The sequence below is a fragment of the Comamonas sp. Z1 genome, from assembly GCF_008121555.1.
Classification (GTDB): Bacteria; Pseudomonadota; Gammaproteobacteria; order Burkholderiales; family Burkholderiaceae_C; genus Comamonas; species Comamonas thiooxydans.
Window position 1 is genome coordinate 217,834 of record NZ_VOQT01000005.1, and the last position, 18,995, is coordinate 236,828.

General features: G+C 60.2%; 18 protein-coding genes. 13 read left to right on the forward strand and 5 right to left on the reverse strand.

Annotated features, from left to right (window positions below; all coding sequences use genetic code 11):
* Positions 1–16 precede the first annotated feature (16 nt).
* Together FSY45_RS11895 and FSY45_RS11900 are read left to right on the forward strand one after the other, a co-directional pair.
* Positions 17–868 carry a lysophospholipid acyltransferase family protein gene (locus FSY45_RS11895; RefSeq protein WP_046461050.1) on the forward strand — a complete coding sequence of 284 codons (852 nt, stop codon included), beginning with the start codon at positions 17–19 and terminating at the stop codon, positions 866–868.
* Positions 865–1,746: a lysophospholipid acyltransferase family protein gene (locus FSY45_RS11900; RefSeq protein WP_039049573.1), complete on the forward strand. Its 882-nt coding sequence runs from the start codon at positions 865–867 to the stop codon at positions 1,744–1,746. Before FSY45_RS11895 ends, FSY45_RS11900 begins: the two co-directional genes overlap by 4 nt.
* A 50-nt stretch (positions 1,747–1,796) precedes the next feature.
* On the opposite strand, the gene FSY45_RS11905 is transcribed toward FSY45_RS11900, so the two are convergent.
* Positions 1,797–2,714, reverse strand: a complete 918-nt coding sequence (locus FSY45_RS11905) for an alpha/beta fold hydrolase (protein ID WP_046461051.1) — start codon at positions 2,712–2,714, stop codon at positions 1,797–1,799.
* Between the two features lie 44 nt (positions 2,715–2,758).
* A complete protein-coding gene (yihA, locus tag FSY45_RS11910) occupies positions 2,759–3,529 on the reverse strand; it encodes a ribosome biogenesis GTP-binding protein YihA/YsxC (RefSeq protein ID WP_034361323.1) in 771 nt (256 codons plus the stop codon).
* A gap of 77 nt (positions 3,530–3,606) precedes the next feature.
* On the opposite strand from yihA, the gene FSY45_RS11915 reads away from it, so the two are divergent.
* The 5 genes from FSY45_RS11915 to FSY45_RS11935 all read left to right on the forward strand — a co-directional run bounded on the left by FSY45_RS11915 (position 3,607) and on the right by FSY45_RS11935 (position 9,685).
* A complete protein-coding gene (locus FSY45_RS11915; RefSeq protein ID WP_003061979.1) occupies positions 3,607–4,230 on the forward strand; it encodes a c-type cytochrome in 624 nt (207 codons plus the stop codon).
* A gap of 130 nt (positions 4,231–4,360) precedes the next feature.
* Positions 4,361–6,535, forward strand: coding sequence for a cytochrome c biogenesis protein ResB (locus tag FSY45_RS11920; RefSeq protein WP_046461052.1), 2,175 nt, complete (start codon positions 4,361–4,363; stop codon positions 6,533–6,535).
* Positions 6,532–7,866, forward strand: a complete 1,335-nt coding sequence (ccsB, locus tag FSY45_RS11925) for a c-type cytochrome biogenesis protein CcsB (protein WP_046461053.1) — start codon at positions 6,532–6,534, stop codon at positions 7,864–7,866. The genes FSY45_RS11920 and ccsB overlap by 4 nt, the downstream gene beginning before the upstream one ends.
* Positions 7,867–8,060: 194 nt before the next feature.
* Positions 8,061–9,053: a protein-methionine-sulfoxide reductase catalytic subunit MsrP gene (gene msrP / locus FSY45_RS11930; protein ID WP_046461054.1), complete on the forward strand. Its 993-nt coding sequence runs from the start codon at positions 8,061–8,063 to the stop codon at positions 9,051–9,053.
* Positions 9,053–9,685, forward strand: coding sequence for a sulfite oxidase heme-binding subunit YedZ (locus tag FSY45_RS11935; RefSeq protein WP_046461055.1), 633 nt, complete (start codon positions 9,053–9,055; stop codon positions 9,683–9,685). The genes msrP and FSY45_RS11935 overlap by 1 nt, the downstream gene beginning before the upstream one ends.
* Here FSY45_RS11935 and FSY45_RS11940 read toward each other — a convergent pair.
* Together FSY45_RS11940 and FSY45_RS11945 are read right to left on the reverse strand one after the other, a co-directional pair.
* On the reverse strand, positions 9,649–10,476 hold the full coding sequence (locus FSY45_RS11940) for an MBL fold metallo-hydrolase (RefSeq protein WP_003061985.1): 828 nt from the start codon (positions 10,474–10,476) through the stop codon (positions 9,649–9,651). The genes FSY45_RS11935 and FSY45_RS11940 overlap by 37 nt on opposite strands.
* Positions 10,477–10,550: 74 nt before the next feature.
* The gene (locus FSY45_RS11945; RefSeq protein WP_034361327.1) at positions 10,551–10,799 is read right to left on the reverse strand and encodes a lipoprotein; all 249 of its coding nucleotides are present in this window, start codon (positions 10,797–10,799) and stop codon (positions 10,551–10,553) included.
* A gap of 12 nt (positions 10,800–10,811) precedes the next feature.
* Between FSY45_RS11945 and cyaY the strand changes: the two genes are divergently transcribed.
* Entirely contained in the window at positions 10,812–11,153 is a 342-nt protein-coding gene (gene cyaY / locus FSY45_RS11950) for an iron donor protein CyaY (RefSeq protein ID WP_003061987.1), read from the forward strand.
* A gap of 67 nt (positions 11,154–11,220) precedes the next feature.
* On the opposite strand, the gene FSY45_RS11955 is transcribed toward cyaY, so the two are convergent.
* The gene (locus tag FSY45_RS11955; RefSeq protein WP_046461056.1) at positions 11,221–13,551 is read right to left on the reverse strand and encodes a penicillin-binding protein 1A; all 2,331 of its coding nucleotides are present in this window, start codon (positions 13,549–13,551) and stop codon (positions 11,221–11,223) included.
* A 349-nt stretch (positions 13,552–13,900) separates the two neighbouring features.
* Here FSY45_RS11955 and FSY45_RS11960 point away from each other — a divergent pair, with 349 nt between their 5' ends.
* Genes FSY45_RS11960 through pilQ form a run of 5 tightly spaced genes read left to right on the forward strand, consistent with a single transcriptional unit; the run spans position 13,901 to position 18,924 of the window.
* The gene (locus FSY45_RS11960) at positions 13,901–14,983 is read left to right on the forward strand and encodes a pilus assembly protein PilM (protein WP_012837037.1); all 1,083 of its coding nucleotides are present in this window, start codon (positions 13,901–13,903) and stop codon (positions 14,981–14,983) included.
* Positions 14,980–15,591, forward strand: coding sequence for a PilN domain-containing protein (locus FSY45_RS11965; protein ID WP_012837038.1), 612 nt, complete (start codon positions 14,980–14,982; stop codon positions 15,589–15,591). The genes FSY45_RS11960 and FSY45_RS11965 overlap by 4 nt, the downstream gene beginning before the upstream one ends.
* On the forward strand, positions 15,591–16,265 hold the full coding sequence (locus FSY45_RS11970) for a type 4a pilus biogenesis protein PilO (RefSeq protein ID WP_003061994.1): 675 nt from the start codon (positions 15,591–15,593) through the stop codon (positions 16,263–16,265). The genes FSY45_RS11965 and FSY45_RS11970 overlap by 1 nt, the downstream gene beginning before the upstream one ends.
* Positions 16,262–16,813 (forward strand): pilus assembly protein PilP, encoded by a 552-nt coding sequence (locus FSY45_RS11975; RefSeq protein ID WP_034357416.1) that lies wholly within the window; start codon positions 16,262–16,264, stop codon positions 16,811–16,813. The genes FSY45_RS11970 and FSY45_RS11975 overlap by 4 nt, the downstream gene beginning before the upstream one ends.
* Positions 16,810–18,924, forward strand: coding sequence for a type IV pilus secretin PilQ (gene pilQ / locus FSY45_RS11980; protein ID WP_003061998.1), 2,115 nt, complete (start codon positions 16,810–16,812; stop codon positions 18,922–18,924). The genes FSY45_RS11975 and pilQ overlap by 4 nt, the downstream gene beginning before the upstream one ends.
* Positions 18,925–18,995 lie beyond the last annotated feature (71 nt).

Consider the following 18,995-nt stretch of genomic DNA (forward strand, 5'->3'; position numbering starts at 1 on the left):
CGACCCCGCTATTCTAATGCCTTCCCTGTTTCGACTGTTTGCTGCACTGCCTTTATGGCTATTGCATGGCCTTGGTGCTGCCATGGGGTGGGTGACCTGGGCGCTATCTCCCACCTATCGGCGCCGATTTGCAGCCAATGCGGCGCAGGCTGGCTATGCATTTGCGCAGGTCAGGGCTGCGGTGGGACATGCGGGTCGCATGGTGTTCGAGATGCCGCGCATCTGGCTGGGCCAGTTGCCGGATTGCGATATCGTCAATGGAGCCGTGGCCGAGCAGGCCTATGCGCGTGGCAAGGGCATTGTGTTTCTCACGCCACATCTGGGCTGCTTCGAGATGTCCGTGCAGGCCGCAGCGCGGCGCTGGTCGGACCGGCATGGCGCAATCACCGTGCTCTACCGCCCCGCACGCCAGGGCTGGCTGGCCGAAATTCTGGAAACCGCGCGCAATCGTCCTGGCGTTCAGGCCGTTCCCACCACTCTCGCGGGTGTGCGCCAGATGATCAAGGCGCTGCGCCAAGGTGCGGCCGTGGGGCTGCTGCCCGATCAGGTGCCGCCCAACGGCCTGGGCATCTGGTCGCCTTTTTTCGGCCGTGATGCGTATACGATGACATTGGCGGCACGCCTGGTGCTGCAAACCGGGGCCACGGTCATCGTGGCGCGGTGCGAGCGCAAGTCCTGGGGGCGGGGCTACACGCTGTATCTAGAGGAATTGCCTGTGCCCGAATCTCAATCGCTGGAAGCCACCGTGGCGCTGATCAATCACGCCATGGAAACCACCATCCGCCAGTCTCCGCAGCAATACCTGTGGGGCTATGGCCGCTACAAGCAGCCGCGTGAAGACAAGCAACTCGCGGGGGAGAAGGCATGAGCGCCAGCAAGATCGCTATCGGCTGCATGCATGTGCTGGCCAAGCTGCCGCTGCCCGTGCTGCGTGGCCTGGGCAAGTTTGTGGGGCGTGTGCTGTTTGTGGTGGCGGGCCAGCGCCGGCGCATCGCGCTGCGCAATTTCGAGCTGTGCTTTCCCGATGTGCCTGAGGCGCAGCGCAAAGCCTGGGCGAAAGAGTCTTTTGAGGTCTTTTGCCAGACTTTTCTCGACAGAAGCTGGCTGTGGTTCGGCTCTGAGGAGCTGGTGCGCAGCCGTGTCAAGCTGGTCGGAGCCACGCATGAGCTGGAAGGCGATACACCCACCATCGTCTTCGCGCCGCATTTCTACAGCATGGATGCCGGTGGCCTGGCCCTGCCGCTCAATACCGAGCGCGAGTTCACCTCCATCTTTGCCACCAATCCCGACCCGGACCTGGATGCCTGGTTCATGAATGGCCGCCAGCGCTTCGGCAATGTGAAGATGCTCAATCGTGCCGATGGCGTCAAGCCCATCATCCAGTGCCTGCGCAAGGGCGGGCTGCTGTATCTGCTGCCCGATATGGACTATGGCAAGAACGATTCGGTGTTCGTGCCCTTTTTTGCGGTGGAAAACACGGCCACGATTCCCTCGCTTTCGCGCTTTGCGCGTCTGGGCAAGGCCAAGGTGGTGGCGCTCTACAACCGCATGACGCCTGAAGGCTATGTGGCCGAGCTGACGCCGGCCTGGGAGAACTTCCCGACCGACGACCATGTGGCCGACACCGCCCGCATGAACCGCGAGCTGCAGGCCGCCATCATGACCATGGTTCCGCAGTATTACTGGGTGCACAAGCGCTTCAAGACGCGCCCCGATGGCGAGCCATCGCTGTACTCCGGGAAATAGGCGTCAAATCGTTTCCATGCCTGATGGCATGGGCGCCAGAGGCTTCCTTTTCAGGAGCGAGCTGGCGCTGAAAGAAACTCCGCCAGAGCGCGCTGCACGGCCTCCGGCCTCTCGTGGACCACCCAGTGACTGCAGCCTTGCAGATGCTCTATCGCAAGCTGCGGCACCCATTGCTCCAGCCCATGCAACAAGGCGGGCTGCAGTGCCAGGTCGCTATCGCCCCAGAGAATGCGCACCGGCACAGGGATGTGCAGCATTTCATCGGGCAGGCTGAGCTCGCGAATGTCCTGCAGCTCATCGGCGCTGCCGCCGGGTCGGGGCGGCACCAGCGGGCTGGCCGCGTAGAACATACAGGCGCCGTGCACGCCCAGATCCCAATGCTCGCGGTATTGCTGCTGACGCTCGGGCGTCAGCCATGCGGGCATGCTGCCGTCGGGGTTCTGAAAGAATCCGAGCATGCGCTGCCAGCCGTTTTCGGCCAGCAGCTCGGGGGCATCAGGCCGGCGCAGAAAATGCATGTACTGGCTGGCGGACTGCTGCACGGGATTGGACTGCAGCTCCCGCAAGAAGCTGCCGGGATGCGGGGAGTTGAGTATGAGCAGCCGCTCAAGCTGCTGGGGATAGCGGTTGGCCAGGCCCCAGGCCACGGCACCGCCCCAATCATGGGCAATCACGCAGGCAGCGCGCTTGGCAGGGCTTTCCAGCGCAATCAAGGCGGCAAGATCCTCCACCAGGTATTTGGCACGGTAGTCGCTGATGGACGTGGGTTGGCTGGAGCGGCCATAGCCGCGCAGATTGGGCGCCACGCAGCGGTAGCGGCTGCCGAATTGCTCAAGCAGCCCATCCCAGATGAAAGCGCCTTCGGGGAAACCGTGCAGAAACAGCAACAGGGGCTGACCCGGCTCGCCGCTGGTGCGGCATTCCAGTTCAACCCCTGTGGACAGGGTATGCGTGCAAGTCATGACCATGAAGCTCTCCTTTTTGTAGCTTCTGGCGCTTGCAAGATAAGCGCCTATGGCTGATTTTGCGCAGGTGTCTCGTCTGCGGGCGTCGCTTGGGTGACGGGAGCCGCCTGGGGCATTCCCGCCTGGGGCGTCCCCGCCTGGGGCAACCCCTCGGGGTGGCACCAGTGCCACAGCAGCTGGGCTACGTCGTCCACGCCCTGCTTTTTGAGGGCGGAGAACAGGCGCACCTCGCCACCGCCCGCATTGAGCTTGGTGATGGACAGGATCTTGGCCTGCTCGGCGCGGGTCAGCTTGTCGGCCTTGGTCAGCACGATGAGGAACTTCAGACCTTGCTCCACGCGCGGACGGATGGCATCCAGCAGGGCTTCGTCGAGTTCGGTCAGGCCCAGGCGCGGGTCGCACAGCAGCACCACGGCAGAGAGGCTTTCGCGGCTCATCAGATAGTTGAGCATGACGCGCTGCCAGCGCTCCTTGTCGGTGCGCGAGACGGCAGCGTAGCCGTAGCCGGGCAGGTCGGCCAGCACGGCATCGGTCACGCCCTGCTTGCCCAGCGCAAACAGGTTGATGTGCTGGGTACGGCCGGGCTTCTTGGAAGCGAAAGCCAGCTGCTTTTGCTGGGTCAGCGTATTGATGGCGGTGGACTTGCCGGCGTTGGAGCGGCCAACGAAGGCAATCTCGGGAACGTCGACCTTGGGCAGCTGGTTGAGCTGGGCCGCGGTCGTGAAAAAGCGCGCGGTGTGCATCCAGCCCATCGCAAGCTTGCTGTCGATCAAAGAAAGTGTTTTTCCGGCAGTGGTATCCGGGGAAGCATGGGTCATGACGGTAACTATTTCAGGGAGGCCCATTGTAGAATTTGACGGATTCGCGCTCTCAACAATAGACCCAGCCCCTTGATATGAAGTTGCTTGCCTCTTTGCTGACTGCTGCCATTTTCGCAGCACCTGCCTTCCCCGCATTTTCGGCGGGAGAAACACCTGTGAAGGCGGATGCTGCCAAAGGGCAAGCCAGTTATGGGGCGGTTTGCGCCGCCTGTCACGCCGCAGACGGCAATTCCACCATTCCCCTGCAGCCCAAGCTGGCAGGCCAGCACCCCGAGTATCTGGTCAAGCAGCTGCGCGAGTTCAAGGATGGCAAGCGCAATGACCCGGTGATGAAGGGCTTCGCCGCCACGCTCAGCGATGGCGACATGCAGAACATTGCGGCCTGGCTGCATACCCAGGCACCCAAGAACGGCTTCTCCAAGGACAAGGACTCCATCGCCCTGGGTGAACGCATTTATCGCGGCGGCATTCAGGATCGCCAGATTGCCGCCTGCGCGAGCTGCCACAGCCCCAACGGCTCCGGCATTCCGGCCCAGTACCCGCGTCTGTCGGGTCAGCATGCGGAATACACCGTGAAGTCGTTGACAGACTTCCGCGACGGCAAGCGCAGCAATAGCATTCCCATGGCCCAGGTTGCTGCCAAGCTTAATGATCGCGAAATCAAGGCCGTGGCAGACTATATAGCTGGCTTGCGTTAAAAATCCTTTTCACCAGATGCGCGGGTGACTCCGGGAACTTTCAGGCATCTGGCACCCCCCAAGTCAGGCGGGCCCATCGGCTAGTTCAGCAGATGGCCCGCCTTTTTGCGTTCGGCTCTATCTCATCCTCATGTCAGACCTTCCACTTCGCGATCGTGACTCCTCTCGCTCACAGGCAGTGCGCGCGACTCTGGAGTTGCTGGCCTCCATGCGCTTTGCGATTTCACTGCTCACGGTGATCTGCATCGCATCGGTCATCGGCACGGTGCTCAAGCAACATGAACCGCTGGTCAACTATGTCAACCAGTTTGGTCCCTTCTGGGCGCAGCTGTTTCTGGCGCTGAAGCTCAATGCGGTCTACAGCGCCTGGTGGTTTCTGCTGATTCTGGCCTTCCTGGTCATCAGCACCTCGCTGTGCGTGAGCCGCCATGCTCCCAAATATCTGGCCGACATCCGCAACTACAAGGAGAATCTCCGCGAGCAAAGCCTCAAGGCTTTCCATCATCGCGCCGAGGCGGATGTGGCTGGCAGCACCGAAGAGGCGGCCAAGCGCATCGGCCAGCAACTGGTGTCTGGCGGCTGGAAGGTCAAGATGCAGCAGCGCGACACGGCGGCCGGGCCCGGTACCGGCTGGATGCTGGCAGCCAAGGCCGGGGCGGCCAACAAGCTGGGCTATATCGCCGCGCATTGCGCGATCGTGCTGATCTGCATTGGCGGGCTGTTTGACGGCGATCTCATCGTGCGGGCCCAGATGCTGCTGGGCGGCAAAACGCCTTATACCGGCGGCGGCATGATCTCGGACGTGGCGCCCGAGCATCGTCTGTCGATCAAGAATCCGACCTTTCGCGGTAACCTCATGGTGTCCGAAGGCACGCAGTCCGGTACTGCCATCCTGAATCAATCGGATGGCATCTTGCTGCAAGATCTGCCATTTTCGGTGGAACTCAAGAAATTCATCGTGGAGTACTACTCCACCGGCATGCCCAAGCTGTTTGCCAGCGATATAGTGATTCATGACCGCACCACCGGCGAGAAGCTGGAAAAGCGCGTGGAAGTGAACCATCCTGCCAGCTACAAGGGCATAGAGATCTACCAGAGCAGCTTCGATGACGGCGGCTCCAGCGTCAAGCTGCATGCCGTGCCCATGGACGGCGTCTCCCAGCCCTTCGACGTGGAGGGCGTGATCGGCAACTCCACCGAGTTCGTGCGCAAGCTGGCCGATGGCCAGCAGGACAAGGTGACTCTGGAGTACACGGCGCTGCGCACCATCAATGTGGAGAACTTCGGCGGCCAGGACAAGGCCGGCACCGATGTGCGCAAGGTCGACCTGAAGCAGGCCATCGACGAGCGTCTGGGCGCTGCCCACAAGACCACGGACAAAAAGGATTTGCGCAATATCGGCCCCAGCGTGGGCTACAAATTGCGCGATGCCTCGGGTCAGGCGCGCGAGTTCCAGAACTATATGCTGCCCGTGGACACGGGCGAGGGCCAGCCCGTCTTCCTGCTTGGCGTGCGTGAGAATCAGGCCGACCAGATGCGCTATCTGCGCGTGCCTGCCGATCCTGAAGGCACGATGAACACCTTCATGCAGCTGCGCCAGGCCATGCAGAACAAGGCCCAGGCCGAGAAGGCGGCGCGCGCCTATGTGCAGCGTGCGGTCGATGTCTCCAAGCCCGAGCTGGCCGAGCCGCTGACGCAGTCCGCGCTCAAGGCGCTGGAGCTGTTTGCCGGTCAGGACGCCAAGCTCAAGGGTCCTGACGGCCGCCAGCTGGGTGGTTTGCAGGCGATATCGGACTTCATGGACAGCAATGTGCCCGAGGCAGAGCGCGAGCGCGCCGGCGAGGTGCTGGTGCGGATTCTCAATGGCGTGCTGTTCGAGCTGGCCCAGCAGGTGCGCCAGCAGGCGGGGCTCAAGCCTTTCGAGAACGACGAGAAGACCCAGGCCTTCATGACGCAATCGGTGTTCTCGCTCAGCGACGCGCAGTTCTACCCAGCGCCCGTGGTCTTCATGCTGCAGGACTTCAAGCAGGTTCAGGCCAGCGTGTTCCAGGTAGCGCGAGCTCCCGGTAAAAACATTGTTTACCTGGGTTGCCTCTTCCTGATCATCGGCGTTTTTGCCATGCTGTACGTGCGTGACCGCCGCATCTGGATCTGGCTGACCCCTGCGAATGGTGGCAGCCATGCGAACATGGCCTTGTCCACCAACCGCAAGACCATGGATGGCGACCGCGAATTCGTCATGCTGGCCGACAAGCTGATCGGGGCCAAGCCCTTACAAAAGAAGACTCCCGGAGGTTCTGTATGAACACCGCAACCACGACATTGACTCTGAATGAAGGCTATTTCGCCCGCCGCAACTGGTTTGACTGGTTGTTCGCGGTCGTGGTGGCCGTGGGCCTGGGCTATGCGCTGCAGAGCTACGCCGCCTATATGGATGTGTATGAGAAGGGCATTTTGCTGGCGACCATCCCGGCCATGATCTGGATGGGCTGGTTCTGGCGCCCGCTGGCGGTGCTGATGCTGACCGTGGCCGGCTTCTCGCTGATGGCCATCGGTCTGTACCAGGGAGGAGATGGCGGCGAACTGGCACGGTCGGAGACCGTCTTCGGCCTGAAGTACTTCCTCTCCAGCCAGTCCGCCATCCTGTGGATGAGCATGGTGTTCTTCATCAGCACGGCCTTCTACTGGATAGGCGTGTTTGCCAAGGGCGAGCGCTCGGTGATGTCGCTGCTGGGCTCTCGCCTGGCGTGGCTGGCCGTGGCCATGGCGCTGATTGGCACCATGGTGCGCTGGTACGAGAGCTATCTGCTGGGTCCGGACATCGGCCATATCCCCGTCAGCAATCTCTACGAAGTGTTCGTCATGTTCTGCTGGATGACGGCCATCTTCTATCTGTACTACGAGCAGCATTACGACACGCGTGCCCTGGGCGGCTTTGTGATGCTGGTGGTCAGCGCGGCCGTGGGCTTTCTGCTCTGGTACACGCTGGTGCGCCAGGCCCATGAGATTCAGCCCCTGGTGCCGGCTCTCAAGAGCTGGTGGATGAAGCTGCATGTGCCCGCCAACTTCATAGGCTACGGCACGTTCGCGCTGTCGGCCATGGTGGCGTTTGCCTATCTGATCAAGCAGCAGGCCACCGAGACCAAGTGGTACAAGCTTGCGCCGCTGTGGCTGCTGGGCGTGGTGCTGTGCTTCGAGCCCATCGTCTTTCGCAAGGGCGCGACCGAGAACGGCGGCAGCTACTGGATGGTGTACTTCGGCATCTCGGCCCTGATCGTGGCCGGCATCCTGCTCTCGCGCAAGCGCATTGCGGCCCGCCTGCCTTCGTTCGAGATTCTGGATGACGTGATGTACAAGGCCATCGCCGTGGGCTTTGCCTTTTTCACCATCGCCACCGTGCTCGGCGCTCTGTGGGCGGCCGAGGCCTGGGGCGGCTACTGGAGCTGGGACCCCAAGGAAACCTGGGCGCTGATCGTCTGGCTCAACTATGCAGCCTGGCTGCACATGCGCCTGATGAAGGGCCTGCGCGGCACGGTGTCCGCCTGGTGGGCGCTGGCGGGTCTGGCCGTCACCACCTTTGCCTTCCTGGGCGTGAACATGTTCCTGTCGGGCCTGCACAGCTACGGCGAACTGTAGGCCGCGTAACAAGCACTCCAAAAAACAGGAGCTGCTTGCGCTGATTGAATAAGGATTTCAGGTTGAAAACAATCTGAAACCATTGATCGTCAAGCGCAAGCAGCTCCTTTTTTATTAAGCACTTCGGGGGAACTTTGCTGACGCAGAGGACTTCCAAATCGCACTACTCTTGATTGTCGTTTGGGAGCATTCCTATGCTGATTCGTCACAGCAACCAAGGCTTCGAGCATCCGCTGGGCAGCGAGATCACGCCTCAGACCCAATACATGCAGCGCCGGGACTTTCTGCAGACCCTGGCCATGGGGGCGGCGGGCGCCACCTTGGCCGGCTGGGCCGGCCGTGATGCATGGGCGGCGACCGAACGCGGCAGCCTGCCGCCTCTCAAGGGCCAGCCCAGCAAGCTTGCCGGGGCCATGACGGTGGAAGCCGCCACGGCCTACAAGGACGCCACGGGCTACAACAACTACTACGAGTTCGGTCTGGACAAGGACGAGCCTGCACGCAATGCGCACACGCTCAAGACCCGGCCCTGGACGGTGCGCATAGAAGGTCTGGTGCACAAGCCGCAGACCCTGGATATCGAAAGCCTGCTCAAGCTCGCGCCCATGGAAGAGCGCATCTACCGCCTGCGCTGCGTGGAGGGCTGGTCCATGGTCATCCCCTGGGTCGGCTACTCGCTGTCCGAGTTGCTGAAGAAAGTGCAGCCGCTCTCCGGCGCCAGGTATGTGGAATTCGTCACCCTGGCCGACAAGGCCCAGATGCCAGGGCTCAGAAGCGGCGTGCTGGACTGGCCCTATACCGAAGGCTTGCGGCTGGATGAGGCCATGCACCCGCTGACGCTGCTGGCCTTCGGCATGTATGGCGAGGTACTGCCCAACCAGAATGGTGCGCCGCTGCGTCTGGTCGTGCCCTGGAAATATGGTTTCAAGAGCGCCAAGTCACTGGTGGCGATCCGCCTGACCGACAAGGAGCCAGGCACCGCCTGGAACAAGGCGGCACGCAACGAGTACGGCTTTTATTCGAATGTGAATCCCGAGGTCGATCATCCGCGCTGGAGCCAGGCCACCGAGCGGCGCATCGGCGAGGGCGGGCTGTTCGCCAAGCGCCGCAAGACACTGCTGTTCAACGGCTATGGCGATCAGGTGGCGTCGCTGTATGCGGGCATGGACCTGAAGAAGTTCTACTGATGCAGGCCTGGTTGCTCAGGCCCTGGGCCAAGCCACTGCTCTTCATGCTGTGCCTGCTGCCTTGTGCATGGCTGTTCTATGCGGCGTTCACCGACGGGCTGGGGGCCAATCCGGCCGAAGCCCTGCTGCGCAGCACGGGCGACTGGACTCTGCGTTTTCTCTGCATAGTGCTGGCGGTGACGCCGCTGCGCCAGATCAGCGGCTGGAATCTGCTGGTGCGTTACCGGCGCATGCTGGGCCTGTACGTGTTCTTCTACGCCTGTCTGCACCTGCTTTGCTATGCCTGGTTCGACATGGGGCTGGACTGGGGCGATATCGTGGCCGATATTCCCAAGCGCCCGTTCATCTTGGTAGGTTTCAGCACCTGGCTGCTGCTGCTGGTGCTGGCCGTCACCTCGCCAAAGTTCATGCTCAGGACTCTGGGCGGCAAGCGCTGGCAATGGCTGCACCGTGCCGTCTATGTGGCGGTGCCTCTGGCCTTGCTGCATTTTTTCTGGATGCGCGCCGGCAAGAACAATTTTGCCGAGGTGGCCGTCTATGCGGCCATTCTCGGTAGCTTGCTTGGCTGGCGAGTGCTGCGTGCACTCAGAAGCAATCAACCGGCCACGGCGCGCAGCGGCGGACGTACCTGACGCGAGATCGGGTCGATCTCGGCTGAAGGCAGCTGGTAAGCGCGCTGGTCGAACAGGTCGATTCCGCATTGCAGGCCTTCGAGCCAGTTGAACAGGTCGCCAATCGCCTGTTTGCCCATGATGGGCGCGCCATGCTGGGGCACGATCATGTCTATGGGCAACTGCCGTGCCATCTGCACCCATAGCCTCAGAATCTTGTTGGAGACCATGTAGCGGCGGTGAAAGCCTTCCATGCGCGAGATATGGGGAGCGAGGTCGGTGACGGGCTTCTGCGCTTCTGCGCCGGTGGTCAGAGAAACGCCGAGGTCGCCCGTGAACAGAATCTTGCTGATGGGGTCGTAGAAGTGAAAGTTCCCCTCTGCATGGAGAAAATGCGCGGGCAGCAGCACCAGCTCGCTATGGCCCAGAGGCAGGCGTCCGCCCGAGTCAGGTACGCCGATGACGCGGTTTTCCGTCTTGCCCACCTTGGTAAAGTGCGGTGCAAAGCGCTCCCAGATGCGCGAGATGACCAGTTGTGCGCGCGTGCTGCTCATCCAGCGATCCAGCGAGGCGATGATGTCCGGGTCGGCATGCGAGGCAATCAGATAGGCGAGCTTTTGCGGCGGGAAATGCCGCGACATGCCCATGAACAGCTCGTTGAAAGCCAGGTTGCCACCGGGATCAATGATGGCGCCCGTGCCGTTGTCCACGATCAGGAACTGGTTGGCCTGAATGGCCTGACCGTCCTCTTCGATGAGGTCGGTGAACATCAGGCAGACGTGGTTTTTGTCGCGATAGAGCTCAATGGACATGGCAGTTTGTCAAAGGACAAGATGCCATCACTCTAGAGAGTAAGTCCGGGCGCCATGTTGATGTGCATCAAGCCTTAGGGCTTGGCATCGATCTGGGGAATCTCTTCAGCCTCTATCGGCGTGGCTTTCGTTGCGGGTGTTGCTGCGCTGGAAGGCTTGGGGGAAATGCCAAGCGTTTCGGGCAGCGTGGCGCGACCCTGCGCCGCAGGATCTGTAGGCAGATAGAGCGGGCCTTTTTGCCCGCAGGCGGAAAGTGCTGCCAGGGACGCCGCACAAGCCGCAAGGGCAATGCTCCTGACTAAAATTTGGTTGGCTTTCAACATGGGCAAATTGTAATGACTGACCTTGAATATCTGGATCGCGCCGACCAACTTCTGCTGGCTGTGGAGCAATGCTGTGATCGCATCAATGACGAAACCGATGCCGACCTTGATGCCCAGCGTGTGGGCGGCATGGTGACTTTGGTGTTTGCCAATCGCAGCCAGATTGTCATCAACCAGCAAAAACCCCTGCATGAAATCTGGCTGGCGGCCAAGGCAGGTGGCTTTCACTATCGCTTTGACGAGGACAAGAAAGTCTGGCTGGACACCAAGGGTGCTGGCGAGTTCTTTGCCAATCTGACGCAATATGCAAGCGAGCAGTCGGGCATGGCTCTGGAGTTCAAGGCCCTGGCCTGAGTCTTCAGGGCGCTGGAATAAAAAAAGCCTGCCTCGACGAGAGGCAGGCTTTTTGCTTTGCGAGGGCTTAGTTTCTGAACAGGTCCAGAATGCGGCTGCGCTCCTCTGCGGCAGGCGGCTGGGTGGCACCCGGGCCTGCGTTGCCAGGATCGGAGGCGCCTTCCATACCGAGGCTGGAGACGCCGCCGTTGCGGGCGTTTTCTTCGTAATACCAGTCGCCGCCCATATTGACCACGCCGGGCGGGGTCTGCACTTCGGCCACCGGCACACCCTTGAGTGCGTGCTGCATGAAATTGATCCAGATGGGCAGGCTCAGGCCGCCACCGGTTTCGCGCGAACCCAGGTTGCGCGGAGTGTCGTAGCCAATCCAGGAGACTGCGGCAATGCTGGGCTGGTAGCCGGCAAACCAGGCGTCCACCGAGTCATTGGTGGTGCCGGTCTTGCCATACAGGTCGGGGCGCTTGAGTGTGGCCTGGGCACGTGCAGCCGTGCCCACGCGTGCCACATCATTGAGCAGGGTACCGGTGAGGAAGGCATTGCGCTCGGGGATGGCCTGGGGCAGCTCCTTCACCGCTGGCGGCGTGAACTCGGAGAGGATGCGACCCTTGTGGTCTGTCACGCGGGCAATCAGCCAGGGGTTGATGCGGTGGCCGCCGTTGGCAAACACCGAATAGGCTCCCGCCATCTGCAGCGGCGTGACGGAACCGGCGCCCAAAGCCATGGTCAGGTAAGCGGGCTGCTTGGCGGCGTCAAAGCCAAAGCGCGTCGCCCATTCCTGTCCAGTCTTGGGACCGATGGCCTGCAGCAACCGGATGGAGATCATGTTCTTGGACTTGTTCAAGCCCGTACGCATGGTCATGGGGCCGTCGTAGCGGCCGTCGTAGTTCTTGGGCTCCCAGGGCTGCCCACCGGTGGTTGCTGCACTGAAGAAGATCGGTGCGTCGTTGATCATGGTGGAAGGCGAGAAGCCGTGCTCCAGCGCCGCCGAGTAGATGAAGGGCTTGAAGCTGGAGCCGGGCTGGCGCCAGGCCTGGGTCACGTGGTTGAACTTGTTCTTTTCGAAGTCGAAACCACCGATCAGCGCGCGGATGGCGCCGGTTTGCGTGGACATGGCCACAAAAGCACCCTCGACTTCGGGTAGCTGGGTGATTTCCCAGGCACCCTTGGCGTTCTTGATGGCGCGGATCACGGCACCGGGGCGGATCTTGATATTGGGCGGTGCCTTGGGGCTGAGGCCGGATTCGGCGGGCTTGAGGTTGTCGCCCGTGATCTCGAAATGGGTACCGTCCGCACGGGCCGCGACAATCTTGCGCGGCGAGGCTTCCAGCACCACGGCCGCAACCACATCGCCGTTGTCGGGATGGTTGGCCAGGGCATCGTCGATGGCGTCTTCCAGCTCCTGAGCGTTGGCTGGCAGAGTGATGAACTTCTCGGGGCCGCGGTACTTCTGGCGGCGTTCGTAGTTCATGATGCCTTCGCGCAAAGCCTTGTAGGCAGCCTCTTGTTCACCAGCATTGAGAGTGGTGTAGACGTTCAGGCCGCGGGTATAGGCGTCGCTGCCGTATTGGGCAAAGATCAGTTGACGGGCCATTTCAGCCACGTACTCTGCATGTACACGGGTCGAATTGGCGGCAGTACGCAGCTTGAGCGGCTCTTCGCGGGCCTGCTTGGCCTGATCTGCAGTGATGAAGCCGTTTTCCTCCATGCGCTCGATGATGTAGAGCTGGCGGATGCGGGCGCGCTTGGGGTTGCTGATCGGGTTGTAGGCCGATGGAGCCTTGGGCAGGCCTGCCAGCATGGCGGCTTCGGCCACCGTGATGTCCTTGAGCGGATGGCCGAAATAGGCTTCACAGGCTGCTGCAAAGCCATAGGCACGGTTGCCAAGGAAAATCTGGTTCATGTAGATCTCGAGGATCTGCTCCTTGGTGAGCAAGTGCTCAAGCTTGAAGGTCAGCAGGATTTCGTAGATCTTGCGGGTATAGGTCTTCTCGGAGGAGAGGTAGACATTGCGTGCGACCTGCATGGTGATGGTCGAGGCGCCCTGGCTCTTGACCTTGCCCAGGTTGGCCAGCGCAGCACGCAGCATGCCCTTGTAGTCCACGCCGCCATGCTCGAAGAAGCGGGTGTCTTCGATGGCCAGCACGGCATCCGTCATGACCTTGGGGATCTCGTTGATGGGCGTCAGGGTGCGACGCTCCTCCCCAAATTCGCCCAGCAGAGCGCCTTCGCTGGAGTAGACCCGCAGCGGTAGCTTGGGGCGGTAGTCTGCAAGTTCGGAGACGTCTGGAAGATTGGGGTAAGCCATGGCCAGCGCCACGGCCACGGCCAGCAACACGGCCAGGGCGGCGGCGACGGCAAGTCCGATCAGCCAGAAAATGGAACGCGGCAGCCAGTGCATGCGTTTTTTGGAAGTTTGAGACCCAGGCGCAGGTGCCTGGTGAGCAGAATGTTCTGATGGCGGCATTTCGCAGTATTGGCAAGGGGTAGGGCATTATAGAAATGCCGCCCGGAAAAGCATCGTGGCGGCCGGGTGGGTGCCGCGCTTTGATTGAATCCTAAATCACAGGGTAAGCACCAGTATGCGCAAGGGCTGAGGTTCTTGCGGTTTGACGTTACACAAGTTTGTCTTTTTTTGACCACGAAATACGGTGAAAAGCGCTGCAGCAAAGCATGTGCTGCTATAGCTTGCTGCTAGGATTCCGGGGTATTGCTGGCTTTTGTTTCCATTCTTACAAACCTGGGGGGGCATGTTGATTGCTCTGAGTTCTTTATTCAGCCGTCAGCCTGCACCTTTGCTTGGCATTGATGTCAGCTCCTCCAGCGTGAAGCTGGTCGAGCTGGCCAAAAGCAAATCCGGCGAGTGGCAACTGGAGCGTTGTGCGATTGAGCCTCTTGAAAAAGGCTGGATCACCGACGGCAATATTGAGAAATTTGATGAGGTGGCGGAGGCTGTGCGCCGCCTGGTCAAGAAAAGCGGAACGCGTACAAAGCAAGTGGCCATGGCACTGCCTGCCGCTGCGGTGATTACCAAGAAGATCACCTTGCCAGCCGGCTTGACCGAGCTGGAAATGGAAGTTCAGGTCGAGTCCGAAGCCAATCAATACATTCCGTTCTCGCTCGATGAGGTGAGCCTGGATTTCTGTGTCATAGGTCCGTCGCTGGTGTCGCCTGGCGATGTGGATGTGCTGATCGCTGCATCGCGCAAGGAAAAAGTGCAGGACCGCCAGGGCCTGGCCGAGGCAGCCGGTCTCAAGCCCATGGTGATCGATATCGAGCCCTACGCTGCCCGAATGGCGGCAACGCGTCTGGTGTCGCGTTTGCCCAATGCCGGGCGTGACGCCGTTGTGGCGCTGTTCGAGGTGGGAGCAATGACCACCAGCATGCAGGTGCTTCGCAATGACGAGGTGCTGTATGAGCGTGATCAGGCCTTTGGCGGCGCACAGCTTACCCAGTTGATTGCACGCCAGTACGGTTTTTCTCCGGAAGAGGCGGAGGCCAAGAAGCGCAGCGGCGAATTGCCGGACGACTACGCGGCTGGTGTGCTCAAGCCCTTTGTGCAAAGCCTGACCCAGGAAGTGGCGCGAGCGTTGCAGTTCTTTTTCACGAGTACTCCCTATAACCGCGTCGATCATGTTTTGCTGGCAGGTGGATCGTCGTCCTTGCCGGGGCTGGTGGATGCCGTCAGCCAGCAGACGGGATGTGCCTGCAGTCTTGCCAATCCCTTTGAAGGCATGGAAATTGGCAGCGGCGTGCGTCTGAAGAAGATGGCGCGTGAAGCGCCGTCCTATCTGACCTCTTGCGGTTTGGCCATGCGGAGGTTTCAAGAGTGATACTGATTAACCTTTTACCGCACCGCGAGGCGGCCAAGAAACGCCGTAAAGAGGCGTTTCAGGTCAATATGGTGCTGGGCGCACTGGGTGGACTGCTGATCGCAGCACTGATTTACTGGTACTTCCAGATGATGATCGAGGGCCAGCAGAACAAGAACAATCTGCTGCGCTCCGAAATCAAGGTCCTGGAGACACAGATCAAGGAAATCGAAGGCCTGGAGGCTGAAATTACTGCTCTGCGGGCACGCCAGAAGGCCGTCGAGGATCTGCAGTCCGACCGCAATCTGCCGGTATACATGCTCAATGAGCTGGTCAAGCAGCTGCCGGACGGTGTCTACATCAGCAGCATCAAGCAAGAAGGCCTGTCGGTGACCATGCAGGGAACTGCACAGTCGAACGAGCGTATTTCCGAGATGCTGCGCAATCTTACGGATGGCTCGCCCTGGTTCTCCAAGCCGGAGCTGATGGAAATTGTGGCCAAGACTGTTGATGTGACTGCCAAGGATAAGCGCCGTGCAGCTGCATTCACATTGCGCTTCAATCTGACCAGGGCTAGCGATGCGGAGAAAAATCTGCTTGCTGCAAGCTCTTCTGTGAAGGCGCAGTAATGGCAAAAAAGAAGAAATCTCTGGATATCGACTTCGCTGCGCTGCAAGAGAGAATTCAGCGCCAATTCCGGAATCTGGATCCCAATGACCCTTCGGTCTGGCCAGCCTTGCCAAAGGCACTGCTGTATGTGGCCGTTGCAGTCGCTGTCGCTGCCTTGCTGTGGTTCGTCGTTCTGAAGGATTACGAAGCAGAGCTCGACGCCGAGCGTGCGACCGAGGTGACTCTGCGCGAAGACTATTCCAAGAAAATGGTCAAGGCAGTGAGCCTGGAGGGCTTGAAGAAGCAGCGCGAGCAGGTGCAGCAGTATGTGACGCAGCTGGAAAAGCAACTGCCCAGCAAGGCGGAGATGGCTGCTCTGCTTTCCGATATCAACCAGGCCGGCTTGGGACGTAGTCTGCAGTTTGAAGTATTCCGCCCTGGCGCCATGGTGACCAAGGAGTACTACGCCGAGCTGCCAATCACCCTGAAGGTGACGGGGCGCTATCACGACATCGGTGCTTTTGCCTCGGATATCGCTTTCCTGTCCCGTATCGTGACCTTGAACAACCTGTCCATCGCCCCGGGCGGCAAGGACACGGATGTGCTGTCCATGGATGCCACGGCACGGACCTTCCGATATCTGGATGCGGACGAAGTCAAGGCGCAGCGTGACGCGGCCAAGGGGAAGAAATGAGCAGAGCATTCTTGAGCCCTGTCTGGCTGGTCCTGATGAGCAGTGCTTTGCTGGCGGGCTGCACCTCCTCCGAGGAGGAGCAACTGCGTGAGTGGATGGCCCAGGAGCGTGCCAATGCCAAGCCTCGCGTGACTCCTCTGGAGGAGCCCAAGCCTTTCAAGCCCCAGGCCTATACAGGGGCTGATGGCATGGATCCCTTTAATCCGCTCAAGCTGATCCAGGTGCTGCGCAAGGAGTCTGCACAATCCAACATCAGCACGGCGTTGCTCACGCCAGAGCTGAGTCGCCGCAAGGAGCCGCTGGAGGCCGAGCCGCTGGACACCATGACCATGGTGGGCAGTCTCGACAAAAAGAACGTGCCCACGGCCTTGGTCAAAGTCGGCGGCCTGCTCTATCAGGTACGTGTCGGCAACTATCTGGGGCAGAACTACGGAAAGATCACCAAGATTACGGAAAACTCCATCCAGCTAAGAGAAATTGTCCAGGATGGCGGTGGTGACTGGATTGAAAGAACAAGCACTTTGGAGTTGCAGGAGGTCGGCAAATGATGGGTATTAATCGCAGCACTATGGCGAAGGCCCGTTGGGGTCTGACCCTGAGCGGCCTTTTGCTTTCTTCGGCAGCTTGGGCGCAAGCCCGTATTGAGGCTGTTACAGGCGCTTTGCAGTCAGGCTCCGAGGTCGTCCGTGTCGAGCTGTCCGAACCGCTGGCTGCAGACCCGACCGGATTCGTGGTTCAGTCTCCGGCGCGTATCGCTCTGGATTTTCCGGGTGTGAGCAATGGCTCGGGCAAGTCGTTGCTTGAATTCAATCAGGGCAATCTGCGCTCGGCAAATCTGGTGGAAGCATCGGGTCGCTCACGCCTGGTATTGAATCTGAAGACGGCTACGACCTATCGCTTGCAGCGCCAGGGCAAATCTTTGCTGATCTTGCTCGATCCCGCAGGTGCCGCGACAACCGCTGCAGCTGCGGCTCCTGTCATGGCTCCGGTGTTCGAGAACAAGACGGCAGCCTCTGATGCAGCTCCGATTCGCGGTATCGACTTTCGCCGTGGTAGCGATGGCTCCGGCCGGGTTGTAGTCAGCCTTGGCAGCAGCCAAGTGGGGGTGGATCTGAGGCAGGAGGGCAAGGGCCTGACGGTGGACTTCCTGCGTACAGCCCTGCCTGAAAATTTGCGCAAGAAGCTCGATGTGGGAGATTTCGGTACGCCTGTGCAAACGATCTCGACCACTCAGCAAGGCGATCGTGTTCGGATGCGCATTGACCCTGTGGGTGACTGGGAGCACAGCGCATACCAGAGCGACAATCAGTTCGTGGTGGAAGTGCGCCAGAAAAAGGTCGACACCAGCAAGTTGACGCAAGGCCCGGGCTACAGCGGCGAAAAGCTGTCGCTCAATTTCCAGAATATTGAAGTGCGCTCTTTGCTGCAGGTCATCGCGGACTTCACCAACTTCAATATCGTCACCTCGGATACGGTGACAGGTGCCTTGACTCTGCGTCTGAAGGATGTGCCTTGGGACCAGGCTCTTCAGATCATCATGGATGCCAAGGGGCTGGGCATGCGCAAGTCCGGCTCCGTGCTCTGGATCGCTCCCAAGGACGAGATTGACGCGCGGACCAAGCGTGACTACGAAGCGGCCATGGAAATCCAGAAGCTGGAGCCTTTGCGCACGCAAGGCTTCCAGCTCAACTATGCGAAGGCGGCGGACATTCTGCAGCAGATCACGACTTCGACAGGCGGCGGCGGTGCAGGCGGTACAGGGTCCAGCACGCGCTTTCTGTCGTCGAGAGGCTCCGCCATTTCCGAGCCACGCACCAATCAGCTGTTTGTGACGGATACGCCGACCAAGCTGGAAGAAATGAAGGCTTTGCTGGCAACGCTGGATGTGCCGGTGCGCCAGGTCATGATCGAGGCCCGCATTGTGGAGGCACGCGATACCTTTGGCCGTTCGCTGGGTGTGAAGTTTGGCGGAGGGGCTGTTGGCAGCAATGCCTCCATGACATCGTCTCAGTTCCTGCCTGATAGCAGCTCGGGATCAAGCTCCAAGTTCCCCAGTGGCAATTTTGTCAATTTGCCCGCCAGTGTTTCGGGAATCAACACTGTGGGTCAGGTCGCATTCTCTGTCTTCAATAGCTCGATGACACGTTTCCTGTCCCTGGAGCTGTCCGCTTTGGAAGCAGAAGGCGACGGCAAGATCATCTCCAACCCCCGTCTGGTGACGGCAGACCAGAACAAGGCATTGATCGAGCAAGGCACGGAATACCCATACTCCGTGACTGCGCCGAATGGCGCCACGACCATCTCGTTCAAGAAGGCCGTGCTGAAGCTGGAAGTGACTCCGCAAATTACCCCTGAAGGCGACATCATTCTGGATCTGGATGTGAACAAGGACAGTCGCGGTGAGACCACGACTCAGGGCGTCGCCATTGATACCAAACATGTCAAGACCCAGGTGCTGGTCGAGAATGGCGGCACGGTCGTGATTGGCGGTATCTTTGAACTGGAGGAAACCAACCAGCTCAACAAGGTACCGCTGTTCGGAGATCTGCCTGTGTTGGGGCATTTGTTCCGTAGCAACACCAAGGCTTCGAGCAAGCGTGAAATGCTGGTTTTCATCACTCCCAAGATGCTGAGCCAGGCGCGCAGCACCAGCAAATAACTGTTATCAGTTTTTACATAGGGCCCGCACGAGTTGATGCGGGCCTTTTCATTTGTAATATCTGCGGGCTG

Bases quoted from the DNA above. Each gene is read 5' to 3' on its own strand.
- FSY45_RS11895 (WP_046461050.1), top strand. From the start codon at position 17: ATGCCTTCCCTGTTTCGACTGTTTGCTGCACTGCCTTTATGGCTATTG.
- FSY45_RS11900 (WP_039049573.1), top strand. From the start codon at position 865: ATGAGCGCCAGCAAGATCGCTATCGGCTGCATGCATGTGCTGGCCAAG.
- FSY45_RS11905 (WP_046461051.1), bottom strand. From the start codon at position 2,714: ATGGTCATGACTTGCACGCATACCCTGTCCACAGGGGTTGAACTGGAA.
- yihA (WP_034361323.1), bottom strand. From the start codon at position 3,529: ATGACCCATGCTTCCCCGGATACCACTGCCGGAAAAACACTTTCTTTG.
- FSY45_RS11915 (WP_003061979.1), top strand. From the start codon at position 3,607: ATGAAGTTGCTTGCCTCTTTGCTGACTGCTGCCATTTTCGCAGCACCT.
- FSY45_RS11920 (WP_046461052.1), top strand. From the start codon at position 4,361: ATGTCAGACCTTCCACTTCGCGATCGTGACTCCTCTCGCTCACAGGCA.
- ccsB (WP_046461053.1), top strand. From the start codon at position 6,532: ATGAACACCGCAACCACGACATTGACTCTGAATGAAGGCTATTTCGCC.
- msrP (WP_046461054.1), top strand. From the start codon at position 8,061: ATGCTGATTCGTCACAGCAACCAAGGCTTCGAGCATCCGCTGGGCAGC.
- FSY45_RS11935 (WP_046461055.1), top strand. From the start codon at position 9,053: ATGCAGGCCTGGTTGCTCAGGCCCTGGGCCAAGCCACTGCTCTTCATG.
- FSY45_RS11940 (WP_003061985.1), bottom strand. From the start codon at position 10,476: ATGTCCATTGAGCTCTATCGCGACAAAAACCACGTCTGCCTGATGTTC.
- FSY45_RS11945 (WP_034361327.1), bottom strand. From the start codon at position 10,799: ATGTTGAAAGCCAACCAAATTTTAGTCAGGAGCATTGCCCTTGCGGCT.
- cyaY (WP_003061987.1), top strand. From the start codon at position 10,812: ATGACTGACCTTGAATATCTGGATCGCGCCGACCAACTTCTGCTGGCT.
- FSY45_RS11955 (WP_046461056.1), bottom strand. From the start codon at position 13,551: ATGCACTGGCTGCCGCGTTCCATTTTCTGGCTGATCGGACTTGCCGTC.
- FSY45_RS11960 (WP_012837037.1), top strand. From the start codon at position 13,901: ATGTTGATTGCTCTGAGTTCTTTATTCAGCCGTCAGCCTGCACCTTTG.
- FSY45_RS11970 (WP_003061994.1), top strand. From the start codon at position 15,591: ATGGCAAAAAAGAAGAAATCTCTGGATATCGACTTCGCTGCGCTGCAA.
- FSY45_RS11975 (WP_034357416.1), top strand. From the start codon at position 16,262: ATGAGCAGAGCATTCTTGAGCCCTGTCTGGCTGGTCCTGATGAGCAGT.
- pilQ (WP_003061998.1), top strand. From the start codon at position 16,810: ATGATGGGTATTAATCGCAGCACTATGGCGAAGGCCCGTTGGGGTCTG.